Source organism: Acidovorax sp. HMWF018, from assembly GCF_003061035.1.
Taxonomy (GTDB): domain Bacteria; phylum Pseudomonadota; class Gammaproteobacteria; order Burkholderiales; family Burkholderiaceae_C; genus Acidovorax; species Acidovorax delafieldii.
The window spans coordinates 1-14508 of record NZ_QAIM01000588.1 but is presented as its reverse complement, the minus strand read 5'-3'; the positions used below and the strand labels follow the sequence as shown (position 1 = coordinate 14508).

The window sequence follows — 14508 nt, the reverse complement described above, 5'->3', positions numbered from 1 at the left end:
CCCTATCACCAGCAAATTCAGGGCGTGACGCTTCGGCGCCGTGCCCCCAGCCCGATTTTTTACATCCTCCAGGAGACCCGCCATGAAAATGATCACCGCCGTCATCAAGCCCTTCAAGCTCGAAGAAGTCCGCGAAGCCCTGGCCGAATGCGGCGTGACCGGCCTCACGGTGACCGAAGTGAAGGGTTTTGGCCGCCAGAAAGGCCATACCGAGCTGTACCGCGGCGCGGAATACGTGGTGGACTTTCTGCCCAAGGTGAAGGTCGAGGTCGTCGTCAAGTCCGAGGATGTGGACCGCTGCGTGGACGCGATCGTGAACGTGGCGCGCACCGGCAAGATCGGTGACGGCAAGATTTTTGTGACCGCCGTGGAGCGCACGGTGCGCATTCGCACGGGCGATCTGGACGACGCAGCGGTCTGAGGTGACAACCCCCTGAGCCGTTTCTTACCTTGCCCTTTCTCTTGAACGGCTGCGCCATTCGAGAAAAAGAAGGTAACGCCAGCGCAAGCAAGCGAAGCGCCGCATGCGCAGCCTGTTGGCCCTTGCTCGGTGGCCTTGGCTTGTGGGCCGCTCGAGTTTCGGAGTGCGGGGGGAGTCAGATCACTGAGCGCAGCGGGACGGGCGCTTGGTCAGGCCCTGCGTCTTGCACCAGCGCGCGCAGCAGGGCTTCTGCATCGGTGGATGCGTGCAACAGGCCCATCTGCCATTCACCCATGAAGCCACTGGCCACGCTGCCCTGCAAGAAACCCAGCAGGCCGTCGTAGTAGCCCGCCACATTCAGCAAGCCCAAGGGCTTGTCGTGGTAGCCCAGCTGGCGCCAGGTCCACACTTCAAACAGTTCTTCAAAGGTGCCGATGCCGCCGGGCAAGGCGAGGAAGGCATCGCTGCGCTCTGCCATCATGGCCTTGCGTTCGTGCATGGTCTGCACGATGTGCAGCTCGTCACATTGGCGGTTGGCCAGCTCCTTGTCCACCAGCGCCTGCGGTATCACCCCCACCACCCGGCCGCCCGCCAGACGCGTCGCCTCGGCCACCGTGCCCATCAGGCCACTGCGGCCACCGCCGTATACCAGTTGTCCGTTGTGGGCGCCGATCCATTGGCCCACTGCCTGCGCCGCCTGGGCATAGGCGGGGTTGTCGCCGGGGCGCGATCCGCAATATACGCACACAGAAAAAGTGGGTTCAGCCATGGAAAAACCTCTGAAACAATGCGGCGGCCCAGATGCCAATGCACAGCAGCAAGGCCAGCAGAACCGCTGCGCTGCCCATGTCCTTGGCGCGTTTGGACAGGTCATGCCACTCGGGTCCGATGCGGTCGATGGCGGTCTCGATGCCCGTGTTGAGCAACTCCACAATCATCACGATGACCACGGAGCCCGCCAACAAGGCGACTTCGACCCAACTGCGGCCCAGCCAGAGAGACAGCGGCAGCAGCACCATGGCGGCGATGGCCTCCTGGCGGAAGGCCTTCTCGTTCCACCCGGCCCGCAGCCCTTCCATGGAATAGCCGGCGGCATGCCAGATGCGATTGAGGCCCGAGCGCGCCTTTTGGGGGTTGGCCGGAGCGTCCGTAGAAGGGGAGGAGGGTTGCATGCGCTTATTTTTTGGGAATTTCGTAGTGCACCAGCCGGGTGCCGGCCAACGCGTCGTGCCAGAACTGCCGCGTGGGGTGGAACCGGCTGAGCAGCGCCCAGATGGCCACCCAGCCCAGCACGATCACGGTGGACTCGCCTCCCGACAGGGAAAAAGGTGCGATTGCGGCCAGCGGCGGCAAAAACCACAGCCAGCTCATTACATACCGCAACAAGGCGCGCGGCTGGCTGATGGGTTGCCCTGCAGTGCCCACCACGCGGATGTGCCAGGTTTTCTGTGCGAGGGTCTGGCCTTTGGCCCAGAACCAGGTGAAATAAATACCGAACACCACAAAGAGAAAGGCCTGCAGCGCATGGCGGTTGTCCATCGCATTGCGCGTCTGGCTCAGAGTGCCAAACAGGTACCCGGCGATAAAGACCACGCCGAACATCAGCATGCCTTCGTACAGCCAGCAGGCCATGCGCCGCCACAGGTTGGGCGTGTGGCCGCCCGCAAGGACACCGCTTGATGCGTTGGCCTCAGGCTGGGGCGTGGTGGGAGAGGGAGAAGCGGACATTCCAGGTCAGGCCCGTCGGGCCAGGGCAGGTTGAAACCTACTGAGGATACAGGCCGGAGGTGTCAGGTGTTACCGCAGGGGTGCCGGGCGAGCCCGTGCTGTCGGCTCCGCCAGAGCCCAGGGGCGGAAGTACAGCAGGCACCGCACTGGGGATCGCCACGGGCGCTGTTTCCACGCCACCCGTAGAGGTTGCCGGCGCTGCGGATGCGGGGGTGGATGGCATCGCAGGCGCCGTCGGCTGAGGCACTGGGGCCGCAACGCGGGGTGAGTGGTCTACCACCGGTGGAATCTTGGGGGCGTTGGGGCGATCGGGGCTGGCTTGCGTTGCTGCGGGCACCTGGGCCAGCTTTTTGGGCGAGACAGGGCGCAGGGCCGTGGCAGCCCCGTGGGGATTGGGGGTCGCCTTGGAGGCCAACGCCTTGCGCTCTTCGTCAGACAGTGCCTGGTAGGCCTCCCACTGCGCCCGTTTGTCGTCCCCAGCCAGGCGCTTGGTGACCGCGTAGTTCAAGCGTGCCTGGTTGCGCTGCTGGGCACTCAGATTGGCCCAGTCGGTGATGCGGTCATGGAACTTGCGTTGTTCCTCTTCCGAAAGACTGGGGTAGTTGATGGCCAAGTCCAGCCAGCGGCGTTTCTGGGCTTCGCTGATCAGCGCCCAGCGTTCCGACAGCGGATACAGCGCTAGTTTTTGCGCCGTGGTGAGCGTGCCCCAGCCTGGTCCTGATTCCGTGGCAGGGGGCATGTTCACGGCTGACAGGTCTGTACGGGCGTTATTGGGGCGGGCCACTGCGGCCTCAGCGCCCGCTTGGAGCACTGTGCTGGGGGCCATGCGCATCTGCACCAACGCCTGCCAGCCACCAGCGGTAAGCGCACCCAGAAGCGCCAATGCCAGCACGAAGGCTGGCAGCGTGGAGGGAGCTTCAGAGGGGCTTGGGTGCATGCAGTCCAGAGTCAGGCAGATCAGTTTGACTGCGCGGAGGTCTTGAGGAATTGTACGAAGCCTGGGTCCGAATAAGCGGCGGGAGGCAGGTCATCGGTCAGCAGAGCGGCATCCACCTCGGCCACATCGTTGGCACTGCGTTCGTCCTGCGCGATGTTGATGACCACCAGTCCCACGACCAGCGCCAGTAGAGGCACGGCGGACACCAGGGCATTCCACCAGCCACCGCCTTCGCCGCCACGGCCCAGTGTGGCGGTGTTGCCTGCGTTGACCACCACTGCTGCGGGGGCGGCGCGATGCACCGGCGCGGTGACTTTGCGTTTGGCCAACGCCTGCATGCGCGAGGCGCGCAGCCGCTCAGAGATGTCATAGGGCAGGGCGTCGGTGCCGCTGGACAGGCGCGCCGTGACGCGCAGCGCAAAGCGCTCGGCAGCAGCTTCAGCTTGGGTCGGTGGGGTCTGTACAGTGTTCTTCATGGCTCGATTCCTTTGGCCTTCAGTGCCTTGCTGAGGGTTTGTATGGCGCGAAAGCAGTGTGTTTTGACACTGCCTTCGGAGCAGCCCATGGCGGCAGCCGTCTCTGCGACGTCCATTTCCTCCCAATAACGCATCAGGAACGCTTCCCGTTGACGTGGTGGCAACTCTGCAATTTCTTCTTCAATGCCCTGGAATATCTGGGCCCGGCGGGTCAGGTCTTCCGCGCTTTCGGCTTTGTCACCGTCTTCTGTCCCTGAGTACGCTTCGAGCAGATCAAAATCCGTGCCATCTTCACCTGGGCCTTCGAAGTCGCTCATGCTCGAAAACAGTGCATTGCGCGTCTTCTGGCGGCGAAACCAGTCCAGGGTGCAGTTGGAAAGAATCCGCTGGAACAGCATGGGCAGTTCGCCCGCCGGTTTGTCCCCGTAATGCTCGGCCAACTTGAGCATGCTGTCTTGCACGATGTCGAGCGCCGCTTCCTCGTTGCGAACGTGGTAGACCGAGCGCTTGAACGCGCGCTTTTCTACGCTTTTGAGGAAATCGGAAAGTTCTTGTTCGGTTGCCAAGACGGGTCAGCCCGGGAGGAGATCGGCGCAGATATCTGCAGTTTCGCAACTCAACGGCGCCGTAAAACCGCAGATTATCGCACCCGCCGGAGTTTTTTTCGGCTGCGGAGCGTTTTGTGAGTGTTGCAGTGCGATAATCCGCCTGCAATTCAAAAGGCAAACGGGTCACGGTCCGGCGCGGCAATCATCCCGCCCATGTCCTTGGCCTCAAGTTCCAAGCTGGCTTCACAAGAGCGCGTGCGAGGGGCACCCAAGGTTTTTCGTCAGAGAAATTCACAAAGGTTGATCGATCATGGAAATCTCCAAGGCTGAAATCTCTTCAGCAGCCGCTGCTTCGCAGGGCAACACATCTCCCGCTTCCGGTTCGCAGGACCTCATGGGTTCTGAGATCCTCATCAAGGCCCTCCAGGCAGAGAACGTCCAGTACATCTGGGGCTACCCTGGTGGCGCGGTTCTGTACATATACGACGCGCTCTACAAGCAAGACACCATCCAGCACGTGCTGGTGCGGCACGAACAGGCCGCCGTGCACGCAGCCGACGGCTACGCCCGCGCCACGGGTGAGGTCGGCGTGGCCTTGGTCACTTCGGGCCCCGGCTTGACCAACGCCGTGACCGGCATCGCCACCGCGTACATGGACTCGATCCCCATGGTGATCATTTCTGGTCAGGTGCCTACGCCCGCCATCGGGCTTGATGCCTTCCAGGAATGCGATACGGTCGGTATCACCCGCCCCATCGTCAAGCACAATTTTCTCGTCAAGGACCCACGCGACCTGGCCGCGACGATGAAGAAGGCCTTCCATATTGCCCGTACCGGCCGCCCAGGCCCTGTGGTGGTGGATGTGCCCAAAGATGTTTCCTTCAAGAAGGTGCCTTACACCGGCTACCCGCAAACGGTAGAAATGCGCTCGTACAACCCCGTGCGCAAGGGCCATGGCGGACAGATCCGCAAGGCCCTGCAGTTGCTGCTGGCGGCCAAGCGCCCTTATATCTACACGGGCGGCGGCGTGCTGTTGGGCAACGCCACCAACGAGCTGCGCACGCTGGTGGACATGCTGGGCTACCCGGTCACCAACACGTTGATGGGCCTCGGGGCCTACCCCGCATCGGACCGCAAGTTCCTGGGCATGCTGGGCATGCACGGCACCATCGAAGCCAACAATGCCATGCAGAACTGCGACGTGCTGCTGGCAGTGGGTGCGCGCTTTGACGACCGGGTGATCGGCAACCCCAAGCACTTCGCGCAGAACGACCGCAAGATCATCCACGTCGATATCGACCCGTCGAGCATCTCCAAACGCGTGAAGGTCGACATCCCGATCGTCGGTGACGTGAAGGACGTGCTCACCGAGCTGATTTCCATGATCCGCGAGAGCAGCACCCGCCCTGACGCCGGTGCCCTGGCTGCCTGGTGGGACACTATTGAAGGCTGGCGCAAGCGCGAGTGCCTGAAGTACAGCATGGGCAGCGGTGATGTGATCAAGCCACAGTACGTGGTAGAGACGCTGTGGAACATGACGAAGGATGGTGACACATACATCACATCCGACGTGGGGCAGCACCAGATGTGGGCCGCGCAGTACTACCGCTTCGACGAGCCGCGCCGCTGGATCAATTCCGGTGGTCTGGGCACGATGGGTGTGGGCATTCCCTATGCCATGGGGATCAAGCTGGCCAAGCCACAGTCCGAAGTGTTTTGTATTACGGGCGAAGGCTCGGTGCAGATGAACATCCAGGAACTGTCCACCTGCCTGCAGTACAACACGCCGATCAAGATCTGCTCGTTGAATAACCGTTATCTGGGCATGGTGCGCCAGTGGCAGGAGATCGAATACTCCGGTCGGTACAGCCACAGCTACATGGACGCGCTGCCCAACTTCGTGAAGCTGGCTGAGGCCTATGGCCACGTAGGGATGCTGATCGAGCACCCCAAGGACGTGGAGCCCGCATTGCGCGAAGCCCGCAAGCTCAAGGACCGCACGGTGTTCATGGACTTCCGTACCGACCCCACCGAGAACGTGTTCCCGATGGTGCAGGCCGGCAAGGGCATCACCGAAATGCTGTTGGGGTCGGAAGACCTTTAAGCCAAATCGGCCTCAGGCGCATGTTTTTCATGCGCTACCAGCTATCGAATAGATAGCATCTAAATTTTTTGACGAATCTATTGCCTGCCAAGCCCATGCATTACCGTGCATGGGGGAGGGCAGCAAAAAGAGGAATCTCTTCATCATGAAACACATCATTGCTGTCTTGCTGGAAAACGAGCCTGGTGCTCTTTCCCGCGTTGTGGGTCTGTTCTCGGCCCGTGGCTACAACATCGAGTCGCTCACCGTGGCGCCCACCGAGGATGCATCGCTGTCGCGCATGACCATCCAGACCACGGGCTCCGATGACGTGATCGAGCAGATCACCAAGCACCTGAACCGCCTCATTGAAGTGGTCAAGGTGGTTGACCTCACCGAAGGTGCCTACACCGAGCGTGAGCTCATGATGGTGAAGGTGCGCGCGGTGGGCAAAGAGCGCGAGGAGATGAAGCGCATGGCGGATATCTTCCGTGGCCGCATCATCGACGTGACCGAGAAGAGCTACACCATCGAGCTGACGGGCGACCAGTCCAAGAACGACGCGTTCCTGCAAGCCATCGACCGCACGGCCATCCTGGAAACCGTGCGCACGGGCGCCAGCGGCATCGGCCGGGGCGAGCGCATTTTGCGTGTGTAAGACAATTCACCCCGTTTTTCCCATTTCAATCCCCCCAACAACGCATTTCAACCGGAGCGACCCATGAAAGTTTTCTACGACAAAGACACCGACCTGAGCCTGATCAAGGGCAAGACCGTGGCCATCATTGGCTACGGCTCGCAGGGCCATGCCCACGCACAAAACCTGAACGACAGCGGCGTGAAGGTGGTGGTCGGCCTGCGCAAGGGCGGTGCCTCGTGGGACAAGGTTGGCAAGGCCGGCCTGAACGTGCTGGAAGTCAACGACGCCGTGAAGGCCGCCGACGTGGTCATGATCCTGCTGCCCGATGAAGACATCGCAGCCGTGTACAAGAACAACGTCGAACCCAACATCAAGCAAGGCGCTTCGCTGGCCTTTGCCCACGGTTTCAACGTGCATTACAACCAGGTCGTGCCCCGCGCCGATCTGGACGTGTGGATGGTGGCCCCCAAGGCCCCAGGCCACACCGTGCGCAACACCTACACCCAGGGCGGCGGCGTGCCCCACCTGGTCGCTGTGCATCAGGACAAGTCTGGCAAGGCCCGTGACCTGGCCCTGAGCTACGCAGCAGCCAACGGCGGTGGCAAGGCCGGCATCATCGAGACCAACTTCAAGGAAGAAACCGAAACCGACCTGTTCGGCGAACAAGCCGTGCTGTGTGGCGGTGCCGTCGAGCTGATCAAGATGGGTTATGAAACCCTGGTCGAAGCTGGTTACGCCCCCGAAATGGCCTACTTCGAATGCCTGCACGAGCTCAAGCTCATCGTGGACCTGATCTACGAAGGCGGCATCGCCAACATGAACTACTCGATCTCGAACAACGCCGAATACGGCGAGTACGTGACCGGCCCTGAAGTGATCAATGAGCAGTCGCGCGCTGCCATGCGCAATGCCCTCAAGCGCATCCAGAACGGTGACTACGCCAAGATGTTCATCCAGGAAGGCCGCCTGAACTACCCATCGATGACGGCCCGCCGCCGCAACACGGCCGACCACAGCATCGAAAAGGTGGGCGGCCAGCTGCGCGCCATGATGCCCTGGATCGCCAAGAACAAGCTGGTCGACCAGACCCGCAACTGATGTTTCGTTTCTGAAGCGTCAAAAGGCCACTTCGGTGGCCTTTTTCATTGGCGGGCGGCACGGTGTGCAGGCGCTACACTGCGGCCTTTGCCTTTTGCGCGCTTGGCAGTCGGCATTCCTGCGGGAAATGGTTCAATACTATAAATTTAATAGCTGCTTGTGCAATATTTGCAAGCGCTGGAGGTCTGTTTGATGCATGACGGCAATGAGTCCACCGAGAACCCCGGTGTGATGGTGCGCAAAAGGCGCAAAGGCATCTACATCCTGCCCAATCTGTTCACGCTGGCGGCCCTGTTTGGTGGCTTTTACTCCATCGTCATGGCCATGAATGGCCGGTTTGATCAAGCCGCGGTGGGCGTCTTCTGCGCCATGGTGCTCGACAGCCTGGACGGGCGCGTGGCCCGCATGACCAATACCCAGAGTGCGTTTGGCGAGCAGATGGACTCGTTGTCCGACATGGTGTCCTTTGGTGCTGCGCCTGCACTGATTGCGTATGAGTGGTCCCTGCAGGGTCTGGGCCGCTGGGGCTGGATTGCTGCGTTTGTGTACTGTGCCTGTGCGGCGCTTCGCCTGGCGCGCTTTAACGTGAATACGGGCGTTGTGGACAAGCGCTATTTCCAGGGGCTGCCTTCACCAGCCGCTGCGGCCTTGGTGGCAGGGTTTATCTGGTTGATGACCGAGCTGGGCGTGCGTCCCGGCGAAGACCACTGGCTGACATGGAGCCAGGTGACCTGGATCATGTTCTCCTTCACGCTGTATGCAGGGCTCACCATGGTGACCAATGTGCCGTTCTACAGCTTCAAGGATGTGCAGATGAAAAAGAGCGTGCCTTTTGCTGCCATCGTGCTCATCGCGCTGGGCATCGCTGTCATCAACATTCACCCCCCTATCGTGCTGTTTGGTGTGTTCGTGTTCTATGGCCTGAGTGGTTATGGCGTGTACGCCTGGCGCAAGGCCAAAGGGCAGCACAGCAGCGTGATCAGCACCTCTACCGACGAACCCGACGAGCGCGGTCTGCACAAGTGATGACCGTGATATCCGGCCAGTTGTGCTACATTGCGCGATATGAATTTGTTTGCTTTGGCGCTACTGCTACCTCCCCACGGGCGGAGACAGTAGGCGCACGCGCACACTTTTCCACAAAGGCCCGTTTGCACCCGCGACGGGCCTTTTGTTTTGGGCGCCAGATTTCTACGTTGCGGGGCCCCACCCACTGATACCAGGAGAACAACATGGCTGACAAACTGATCATTTTCGATACCACCTTGCGCGATGGGGAGCAGTCTCCCGGCGCCTCGATGACCAAGGACGAGAAGCTGCGCATTGCCCGCCAGCTCGAGCGTCTGAAGGTGGATGTGATCGAGGCCGGTTTTGCAGCCAGCTCCAATGGCGACTTTGAAGCCGTGCAGGCGATTGCCAACGCCATCAAGGAGTCCACCATCTGTTCCCTGTCTCGTGCCAATGATCGTGATATTTCACGCGCTGCCGAGGCCCTCAAGGGCGCGGCGAGTGCCCGCATCCACACCTTCATTGCCACTTCGGCGTTGCACATGGAGAAAAAGCTGCGGATGACGCCTGACCAGGTGCTGGAGCAGGCCAAACAGTCGGTCCGTTTCGCCCGCAACCTGGTGGGTGACATCGAGTTCAGCCCTGAGGACGGCTACCGCAGCGACCCCGACTTTTTGTGCCGCGTGCTGGAAGCCGTGATTGCAGAAGGTGCCACCACCATCAACGTACCCGATACCGTGGGCTATGCCGTTCCGGAGCTGTACGGCAACTTCATCAAGACACTGCGCGAGCGCATCCCCAATAGCGACAAGGCGATCTGGTCGGTGCATTGCCACAATGATCTGGGCATGGCGGTGGCCAACTCGCTCGCCGGTGTGAAGATTGGCGGTGCGCGGCAGGTCGAATGCACCATCAACGGTCTGGGTGAGCGCGCCGGTAACTGCTCCCTCGAAGAGGTGGTGATGGCAGTCAAGACCCGCCGTGACTACTTTGGCCTTGAACTGGGGATTGATACCCAGCACATCGTCGCAGCCAGCCGCATGGTCAGCCAGACCACTGGTTTTGTGGTGCAGCCCAACAAGGCCGTGGTGGGTGCCAACGCATTTGCTCATGCCAGCGGTATCCACCAGGATGGCGTGCTCAAGGCACGCGATACCTACGAGATCATGCGGGCGGAAGATGTGGGCTGGAGCGCCAACAAGATCGTGCTGGGTAAGCTCAGTGGTCGTAACGCCTTCAAGCAGCGCCTGCAGGAACTGGGTGTCAGCCTGGATAGCGAAACCGAAGTCAACACCGCTTTCACACGCTTCAAGGAATTGGCTGATCGAAAGAGCGAGATCTTTGACGAAGATATCTTGGCACTGGTGAGCGACGAGAGCGTGACTGCTGAAAAAGAGCAATACGGGTTCGTATCGTTGTTCCAGCAAAGCGAAACCGGTGAGCAGCCCCGTGCACGTATTGTGTTCACCGTGGATGGGCAGGAAGTGCGCGGCGAGGCCGAGGGCAACGGTCCTGTCGACGCCTCGCTCAAGGCCATCGAATCGCATGTGAAGAGTGGCGCCGAAATGGTGTTGTATTCCGTCAATGCCATCAGTGGCTCTACCGAGAGCCAGGGCGAGGTCACCGTGCGGTTGCAGAACAGCGGGCGTGTGGTGAATGGGGTGGGCGCGGACCCAGACATCGTAGTGGCGTCGGCGAAAGCCTACCTTAGCGCTTTGAACAAGTTACAAAGTAAAGCCGATCGGGTGGCCGCACAAGGCTGAGTGGTCAATTTATAATTCACTCACTTTCTCGGAAAGTCGCGCAAGGTATTGATCTTGCGCGACTTTTTTTGATTCTGTACACTGCTCAATAATTCTTACCGTTTGGAGCACTTTGATGCACCATCGCCGCAACGCTGCAGTGAATCGATTTTTCCAGTGGATGGGTTTCGCGCTCGTGAGCGCTGCCCTCATTTCCCCCTCTGTGCATGCGGCAGATGTCAAAAAGCCAGGGGTCAAAAAACAGCAGGTCAGCGCAAGCAACGCCAAGCGTGCCGTGGCACCACGCAAGGTGGCCGCCAGCATCAAGCCCACGCGCGTCGCTGCCCGGACTGCCAAAGCACCTACCAAGGTGGCGTTTGTTCCAGCCAAGCCCTCTTTCGGCCAGATGGCGGGCTTGCACGAGGTCAATGATCCGCTGGACCTCAAGTCCAGCGTAGCGCTGGTGGTGGACCAAGACACCCATGAGGTGTTGCTCCGCAAGAACGATCAGGCTGTGCTTCCCATCGCCTCGCTGACCAAGCTCATGACGGGCATGCTCATTTCGCAGGCCAAGTTGCCCATGGACGAACCTGTCACCATCACGCAGGACGATGTAGATACCGAAAAGGGGAGCCGGTCGCGTCTGACCGTGGGTACCACGCTAACGCGTGGCGAGATGCTGCACTTGGCGCTGATGTCCAGCGAGAACCGGGCAGCCCATGCACTGGGTCGTACTTACCCGGGTGGGTTGGAGGTCTTTGTGACGCAAATGAACGCCAAGGCCAAGTCGCTGGGCATGAACGATACCCACTATGTGGAGCCCACGGGTCTGTCCAGCCGTAACCAGTCCAGTGCCCGCGATCTTGCAACGCTGGTGGGTGTGGCGCATGGAGATCCTTTGTTGCGCGAGCTGTCCACTTCCCCCGGCTATGAAGTGGCGGTGGGCCATAAGACGCTTCAGTACAACAACACCAACGGTCTCGTGAAAAATCCTACCTGGGACATCGGTCTGCAGAAGACCGGTTATATCTCCGAGGCAGGGCGCTGCTTGGTGATGCAAGCCCAGGTGGCGGGACGCAAATTGATCATGGTGTTCCTGGACTCTGCAGGTAAATTCAGTCGACTGGGCGATGCCGAGCGGGTGCGCCGCTGGGTGGAGTCGAATCCTTCGTTGGCCGCACCTTTACAGGCGGTACGGAGCAACAACGGCTGATAGGCAGACATCTCCCCACATGCGCCTGGCAGGCTGGTCCTGTCAGGCGTTTTCTTTTGTAGTGCGAGTCCGGCCTCGCAAACGGTCTTGGGTAAACAGGGTCAGCGGGCATCTCTTGTCTTGAGTGGGTTGGGATGCGATGAGCTGGCAAGACCATGCCGGAGGCTTGCTGCGCGTGTCCCACGCACACCGTGCAGCGCTTGCCTCGATGCCTCAATACGCCACTGCGGCCCCGCCAATGGCGCCATTGGCAAATGGGGTGTGGATGCAGAACATCAGCGCAATTCGGTGCGTTGGTTGGTGATTGGGTTATGACTCGCGTCGGTACTTGGCGTATAGCCCAGGGCCAGTGAAATTTCGTTCGCCGTTGCTTGCAGCTTGGGCAGCCAGCCTTCATCCAGTCTGTCAGCGGGGGCAGAAATGGACAGGCCTGCTACCAGTTTTCCCTGGTCGTCATACACACCGGCTGCCATACAGCGCACGCCCAACTCAAGCTCTTCGTTATCGCGGGCAATACCGTATTGCCGGGCCTTTGCCAGTTCCCGCTCCAGCACGGGCAGCTGGGTGATGCTGTTGCGGGTGTGGCCTGCAAGACCGGTGCGGGTGGCATAGGCACGAACGCGCTGGGGGTCATCCAGTGCGAGGAAGAGCTTTCCTGTAGAGGTCAGGTGCAGTGGCGCCCTGCCGCCAATGGCGCGCACGACCTGCATGCCCGACCGCTCACTGTAGGCACGCTCCACATACACAATCTCGTCGCCCTGGCGCATGCTCAGATTCACGGGCTGCTGGATCAGCTTGTGCAGACTGCGCATGGGGGTCAGCGCTGCATCACGAACGCTCAGGCGTGCCTTCACCAGGTTGCCCAGCTCCAGCAGTCGCATGCCCAGCCGGTAGCTGCCCGATTCGGGGCGGTCCACAAACCGTCCGATGGTCAGGTCGTTCAGGATGCGGTGGGTCGTAGAGGGGTGCAGCCCTGTCTTCTCGCTGATTTCCTTGAGGGAAATCGCCTCTTCACGAGAAGCCAGAACATCGATCAGAGTGAACATGCGCTCAAGCACCTGAACGCTGGGTTTGAGAGGGATGCTGGAATCGGTTTTTTTCATGAGCGGCTATGGTGCGAAGGCCGCCACATTTTATCTTGTGAAATGTTAACGCGTATTCAGGTGCTCGCGTGACCGGTGTCTGCTACCCGGTGCCATAGCCCATCGGTACGGATTTCATGGGGCACAAAGCGTGCCTTGTAGTTCATCTTGGGGCTGGTTTCTATCCAGTACCCCAGGTAGACATGGGGCAGGCCCAGTGCATGGGCTTGCGCAATTTGCCACATGACGTTGTAGGTGCCGTAACTGCAATGGGGCTCGGGTTCGTAAAACGTATACACGGCAGACAGGCCGTCATCGAGCACGTCAAGAATGGAGACCATCTTGAGCGCACCGGGTTCGCCTGATGCGTCGGTCTCGCGGAACTCCACCAGTCTTGAGTTCACCCTGCTTTGCAGCAGAAACTGTGTGTACTGGTCGACGCTGTCATGGTCCATGCCACCGCCTGCATGGCGGCCGTTCTGGTAGCGCAGGTACAGCTGGTAATGTTCGGGCACAAAACACAGCCGTAGCACCCGGGCCTGCAGTTGGCCGTGGCGTGTTGCCGCGCGTCTTTGGCTGCGATCAGGCTTGAATTCGTTGACCAGGACCCGCAGCGGTGTACACGCCTGGCATCCGTCGCAATAGGGGCGGTAGGTGAACATGCCACTGCGGCGAAACCCTTTGGTTACGAGATCGGAATAGAGATCGCTCTGGATCAGATGGCTGGGAGTGGCGACCTGCGATCGTGCCTGACGGTCCGGCAGGTAACTGCAGGGGTAGGGGGCTGTCGCGTAAAACTGCAGGGTCTGCAGTGGAAGGTCATTGAGTTGCGTCATGCCGGATCGATCTTTGGTGGCAGCAGCTCGTTCCAGTATACGGGCTCAAATCTCCAGGGGATGGCAGGCTGTTGTCGCGCTTTGTCCACATGTACCAGGAAATCGACACGGGGTATTTCCCGGCCGCCCAGGGAGGTCAGGTGCTGCGTATTCTGCTGGCAGTCAATCAAGGTGATGCCATGGCGGCGGCACAGGCAGACCAAGGCTGCAAGAGCGATCTTGGAGGCGTCGGTCGCATGGGCAAACATGGATTCTCCGAACACCGCACGACCCAGTGCCACGCAGTACAGGCCCCCAATGAGTTGGTCGTCCACCCAGGTTTCCACGCTGTGGGCATGGCCTGCTCGGTGTAAATCAGTGTAGGCGTTCACCATCTCCGGCACGATCCAGGTTCCAGCCTGGCCCTCGCGTTCCTTGCTGGCACAAGCCGTGATGACGTCCTGGAATGCGCTATCGACGCGTATTTCGCAACGCACTTGCCTGCGAAACGCCTGCAGCCGTCTGTTCAGTGATCGATGCAGCCGAAATTCCGACACTGGCAGCACCATGCGCGGATCGGGTGCCCACCACAGGATGGGTTGCCCAGGGCCATACCAGGGAAAGGTACCCTGCGCATACGCGGCACGGAGGCTGTTCACATCCAGCGCACCACCTGCGGCCAGCAGTCCCGGCGCAGGGTCACCCTCTCCCCATGCA

16 protein-coding genes are annotated in these 14508 nt (G+C 60.5%); 7 read left to right on the top strand and 9 right to left on the bottom strand.

Annotated elements, in window-relative coordinates:
* The first annotated feature begins 82 nt into the window (after nt 1–82).
* Nucleotides 83–421 (top strand): P-II family nitrogen regulator, encoded by a 339-nt coding sequence (locus DBR23_RS25070; protein WP_015013651.1) that lies wholly within the window; start codon nt 83–85, stop codon nt 419–421.
* Between the two features lie 175 nt (nt 422–596).
* Here DBR23_RS25070 and DBR23_RS25065 read toward each other — a convergent pair whose 3' ends face one another.
* The 6 genes from DBR23_RS25065 to DBR23_RS25040 are packed head-to-tail and all read right to left on the bottom strand — an operon-like array spanning nt 597 to nt 4128.
* On the bottom strand, nt 597–1190 hold the full coding sequence (locus tag DBR23_RS25065) for a TIGR00730 family Rossman fold protein (RefSeq protein WP_108499924.1): 594 nt from the start codon (nt 1188–1190) through the stop codon (nt 597–599).
* Nucleotides 1183–1593 (bottom strand): diacylglycerol kinase, encoded by a 411-nt coding sequence (locus tag DBR23_RS25060; RefSeq protein WP_108499923.1) that lies wholly within the window; start codon nt 1591–1593, stop codon nt 1183–1185. The genes DBR23_RS25065 and DBR23_RS25060 overlap by 8 nt, the downstream gene beginning before the upstream one ends.
* Nucleotides 1594–1597: 4 nt before the next feature.
* Nucleotides 1598–2149 (bottom strand): RDD family protein, encoded by a 552-nt coding sequence (locus DBR23_RS25055; RefSeq protein ID WP_108499922.1) that lies wholly within the window; start codon nt 2147–2149, stop codon nt 1598–1600.
* Nucleotides 2150–2186: 37 nt separating this feature from the next.
* Complete coding sequence (locus DBR23_RS25050) at nt 2187–3086, bottom strand: DUF3106 domain-containing protein (RefSeq protein ID WP_108499921.1); 900 nt, start codon at nt 3084–3086, stop codon at nt 2187–2189.
* A 20-nt stretch (nt 3087–3106) separates the two neighbouring features.
* A complete protein-coding gene (locus tag DBR23_RS25045; protein ID WP_108499920.1) occupies nt 3107–3562 on the bottom strand; it encodes a DUF3619 family protein in 456 nt (151 codons plus the stop codon).
* A complete protein-coding gene (locus tag DBR23_RS25040; RefSeq protein ID WP_056067354.1) occupies nt 3559–4128 on the bottom strand; it encodes an RNA polymerase sigma factor in 570 nt (189 codons plus the stop codon). Before DBR23_RS25040 ends, DBR23_RS25045 begins: the two co-directional genes overlap by 4 nt.
* A 292-nt stretch (nt 4129–4420) precedes the next feature.
* Between DBR23_RS25040 and DBR23_RS25035 the strand changes: the two genes are divergently transcribed.
* The 6 genes from DBR23_RS25035 to pbpG all read left to right on the top strand — a co-directional run bounded on the left by DBR23_RS25035 (nt 4421) and on the right by pbpG (nt 11894).
* Complete coding sequence (locus DBR23_RS25035) at nt 4421–6214, top strand: acetolactate synthase 3 catalytic subunit (RefSeq protein WP_056067357.1); 1794 nt, start codon at nt 4421–4423, stop codon at nt 6212–6214.
* A 145-nt stretch (nt 6215–6359) separates the two neighbouring features.
* A complete protein-coding gene (ilvN, locus tag DBR23_RS25030; protein ID WP_015013659.1) occupies nt 6360–6851 on the top strand; it encodes an acetolactate synthase small subunit in 492 nt (163 codons plus the stop codon).
* A gap of 63 nt (nt 6852–6914) precedes the next feature.
* Nucleotides 6915–7931, top strand: coding sequence for a ketol-acid reductoisomerase (ilvC, locus tag DBR23_RS25025; protein ID WP_056067358.1), 1017 nt, complete (start codon nt 6915–6917; stop codon nt 7929–7931).
* Between the two features lie 192 nt (nt 7932–8123).
* The gene (pssA, locus tag DBR23_RS25020; protein WP_056067359.1) at nt 8124–8957 is read left to right on the top strand and encodes a CDP-diacylglycerol--serine O-phosphatidyltransferase; all 834 of its coding nucleotides are present in this window, start codon (nt 8124–8126) and stop codon (nt 8955–8957) included.
* Nucleotides 8958–9163: 206 nt separating this feature from the next.
* Nucleotides 9164–10702, top strand: coding sequence for a 2-isopropylmalate synthase (locus DBR23_RS25015; protein ID WP_056067361.1), 1539 nt, complete (start codon nt 9164–9166; stop codon nt 10700–10702).
* 115 nt (nt 10703–10817) lie between these two features.
* Nucleotides 10818–11894 carry a D-alanyl-D-alanine endopeptidase gene (gene pbpG, locus DBR23_RS25010; protein ID WP_056067362.1) on the top strand — a complete coding sequence of 359 codons (1077 nt, stop codon included), beginning with the start codon at nt 10818–10820 and terminating at the stop codon, nt 11892–11894.
* 275 nt (nt 11895–12169) lie between these two features.
* Here the strand turns inward: pbpG and DBR23_RS25005 are convergent, their stop codons facing one another.
* The 3 genes from DBR23_RS25005 to aat all read right to left on the bottom strand — a co-directional run.
* Nucleotides 12170–12997: an IclR family transcriptional regulator gene (locus DBR23_RS25005; protein ID WP_056067365.1), complete on the bottom strand. Its 828-nt coding sequence runs from the start codon at nt 12995–12997 to the stop codon at nt 12170–12172.
* A 56-nt stretch (nt 12998–13053) separates the two neighbouring features.
* Nucleotides 13054–13812: an arginyltransferase gene (locus tag DBR23_RS25000; protein ID WP_108499919.1), complete on the bottom strand. Its 759-nt coding sequence runs from the start codon at nt 13810–13812 to the stop codon at nt 13054–13056.
* Nucleotides 13809–14508 (bottom strand): leucyl/phenylalanyl-tRNA--protein transferase (gene aat, locus DBR23_RS24995; protein ID WP_108499918.1); only part of this gene is annotated, 700 nt, incomplete at its 5' end. The genes aat and DBR23_RS25000, both read right to left, overlap by 4 nt.

What these genes read in the sequence shown, in the direction of transcription:
- DBR23_RS25070 (WP_015013651.1), top strand. Translation starts at nt 83, where the DNA reads ATGAAAATGATCACCGCCGTCATCAAGCCCTTCAAGCTCGAAGAAGTC.
- DBR23_RS25065 (WP_108499924.1), bottom strand. Translation starts at nt 1,190, where the DNA reads ATGGCTGAACCCACTTTTTCTGTGTGCGTATATTGCGGATCGCGCCCC.
- DBR23_RS25060 (WP_108499923.1), bottom strand. Translation starts at nt 1,593, where the DNA reads ATGCAACCCTCCTCCCCTTCTACGGACGCTCCGGCCAACCCCCAAAAG.
- DBR23_RS25055 (WP_108499922.1), bottom strand. Translation starts at nt 2,149, where the DNA reads ATGTCCGCTTCTCCCTCTCCCACCACGCCCCAGCCTGAGGCCAACGCA.
- DBR23_RS25050 (WP_108499921.1), bottom strand. Translation starts at nt 3,086, where the DNA reads ATGCACCCAAGCCCCTCTGAAGCTCCCTCCACGCTGCCAGCCTTCGTG.
- DBR23_RS25045 (WP_108499920.1), bottom strand. Translation starts at nt 3,562, where the DNA reads ATGAAGAACACTGTACAGACCCCACCGACCCAAGCTGAAGCTGCTGCC.
- DBR23_RS25035 (WP_056067357.1), top strand. Translation starts at nt 4,421, where the DNA reads ATGGAAATCTCCAAGGCTGAAATCTCTTCAGCAGCCGCTGCTTCGCAG.
- ilvN (WP_015013659.1), top strand. Translation starts at nt 6,360, where the DNA reads ATGAAACACATCATTGCTGTCTTGCTGGAAAACGAGCCTGGTGCTCTT.
- ilvC (WP_056067358.1), top strand. Translation starts at nt 6,915, where the DNA reads ATGAAAGTTTTCTACGACAAAGACACCGACCTGAGCCTGATCAAGGGC.
- pssA (WP_056067359.1), top strand. Translation starts at nt 8,124, where the DNA reads ATGCATGACGGCAATGAGTCCACCGAGAACCCCGGTGTGATGGTGCGC.
- DBR23_RS25015 (WP_056067361.1), top strand. Translation starts at nt 9,164, where the DNA reads ATGGCTGACAAACTGATCATTTTCGATACCACCTTGCGCGATGGGGAG.
- pbpG (WP_056067362.1), top strand. Translation starts at nt 10,818, where the DNA reads ATGCACCATCGCCGCAACGCTGCAGTGAATCGATTTTTCCAGTGGATG.
- DBR23_RS25005 (WP_056067365.1), bottom strand. Translation starts at nt 12,997, where the DNA reads ATGAAAAAAACCGATTCCAGCATCCCTCTCAAACCCAGCGTTCAGGTG.
- DBR23_RS25000 (WP_108499919.1), bottom strand. Translation starts at nt 13,812, where the DNA reads ATGACGCAACTCAATGACCTTCCACTGCAGACCCTGCAGTTTTACGCG.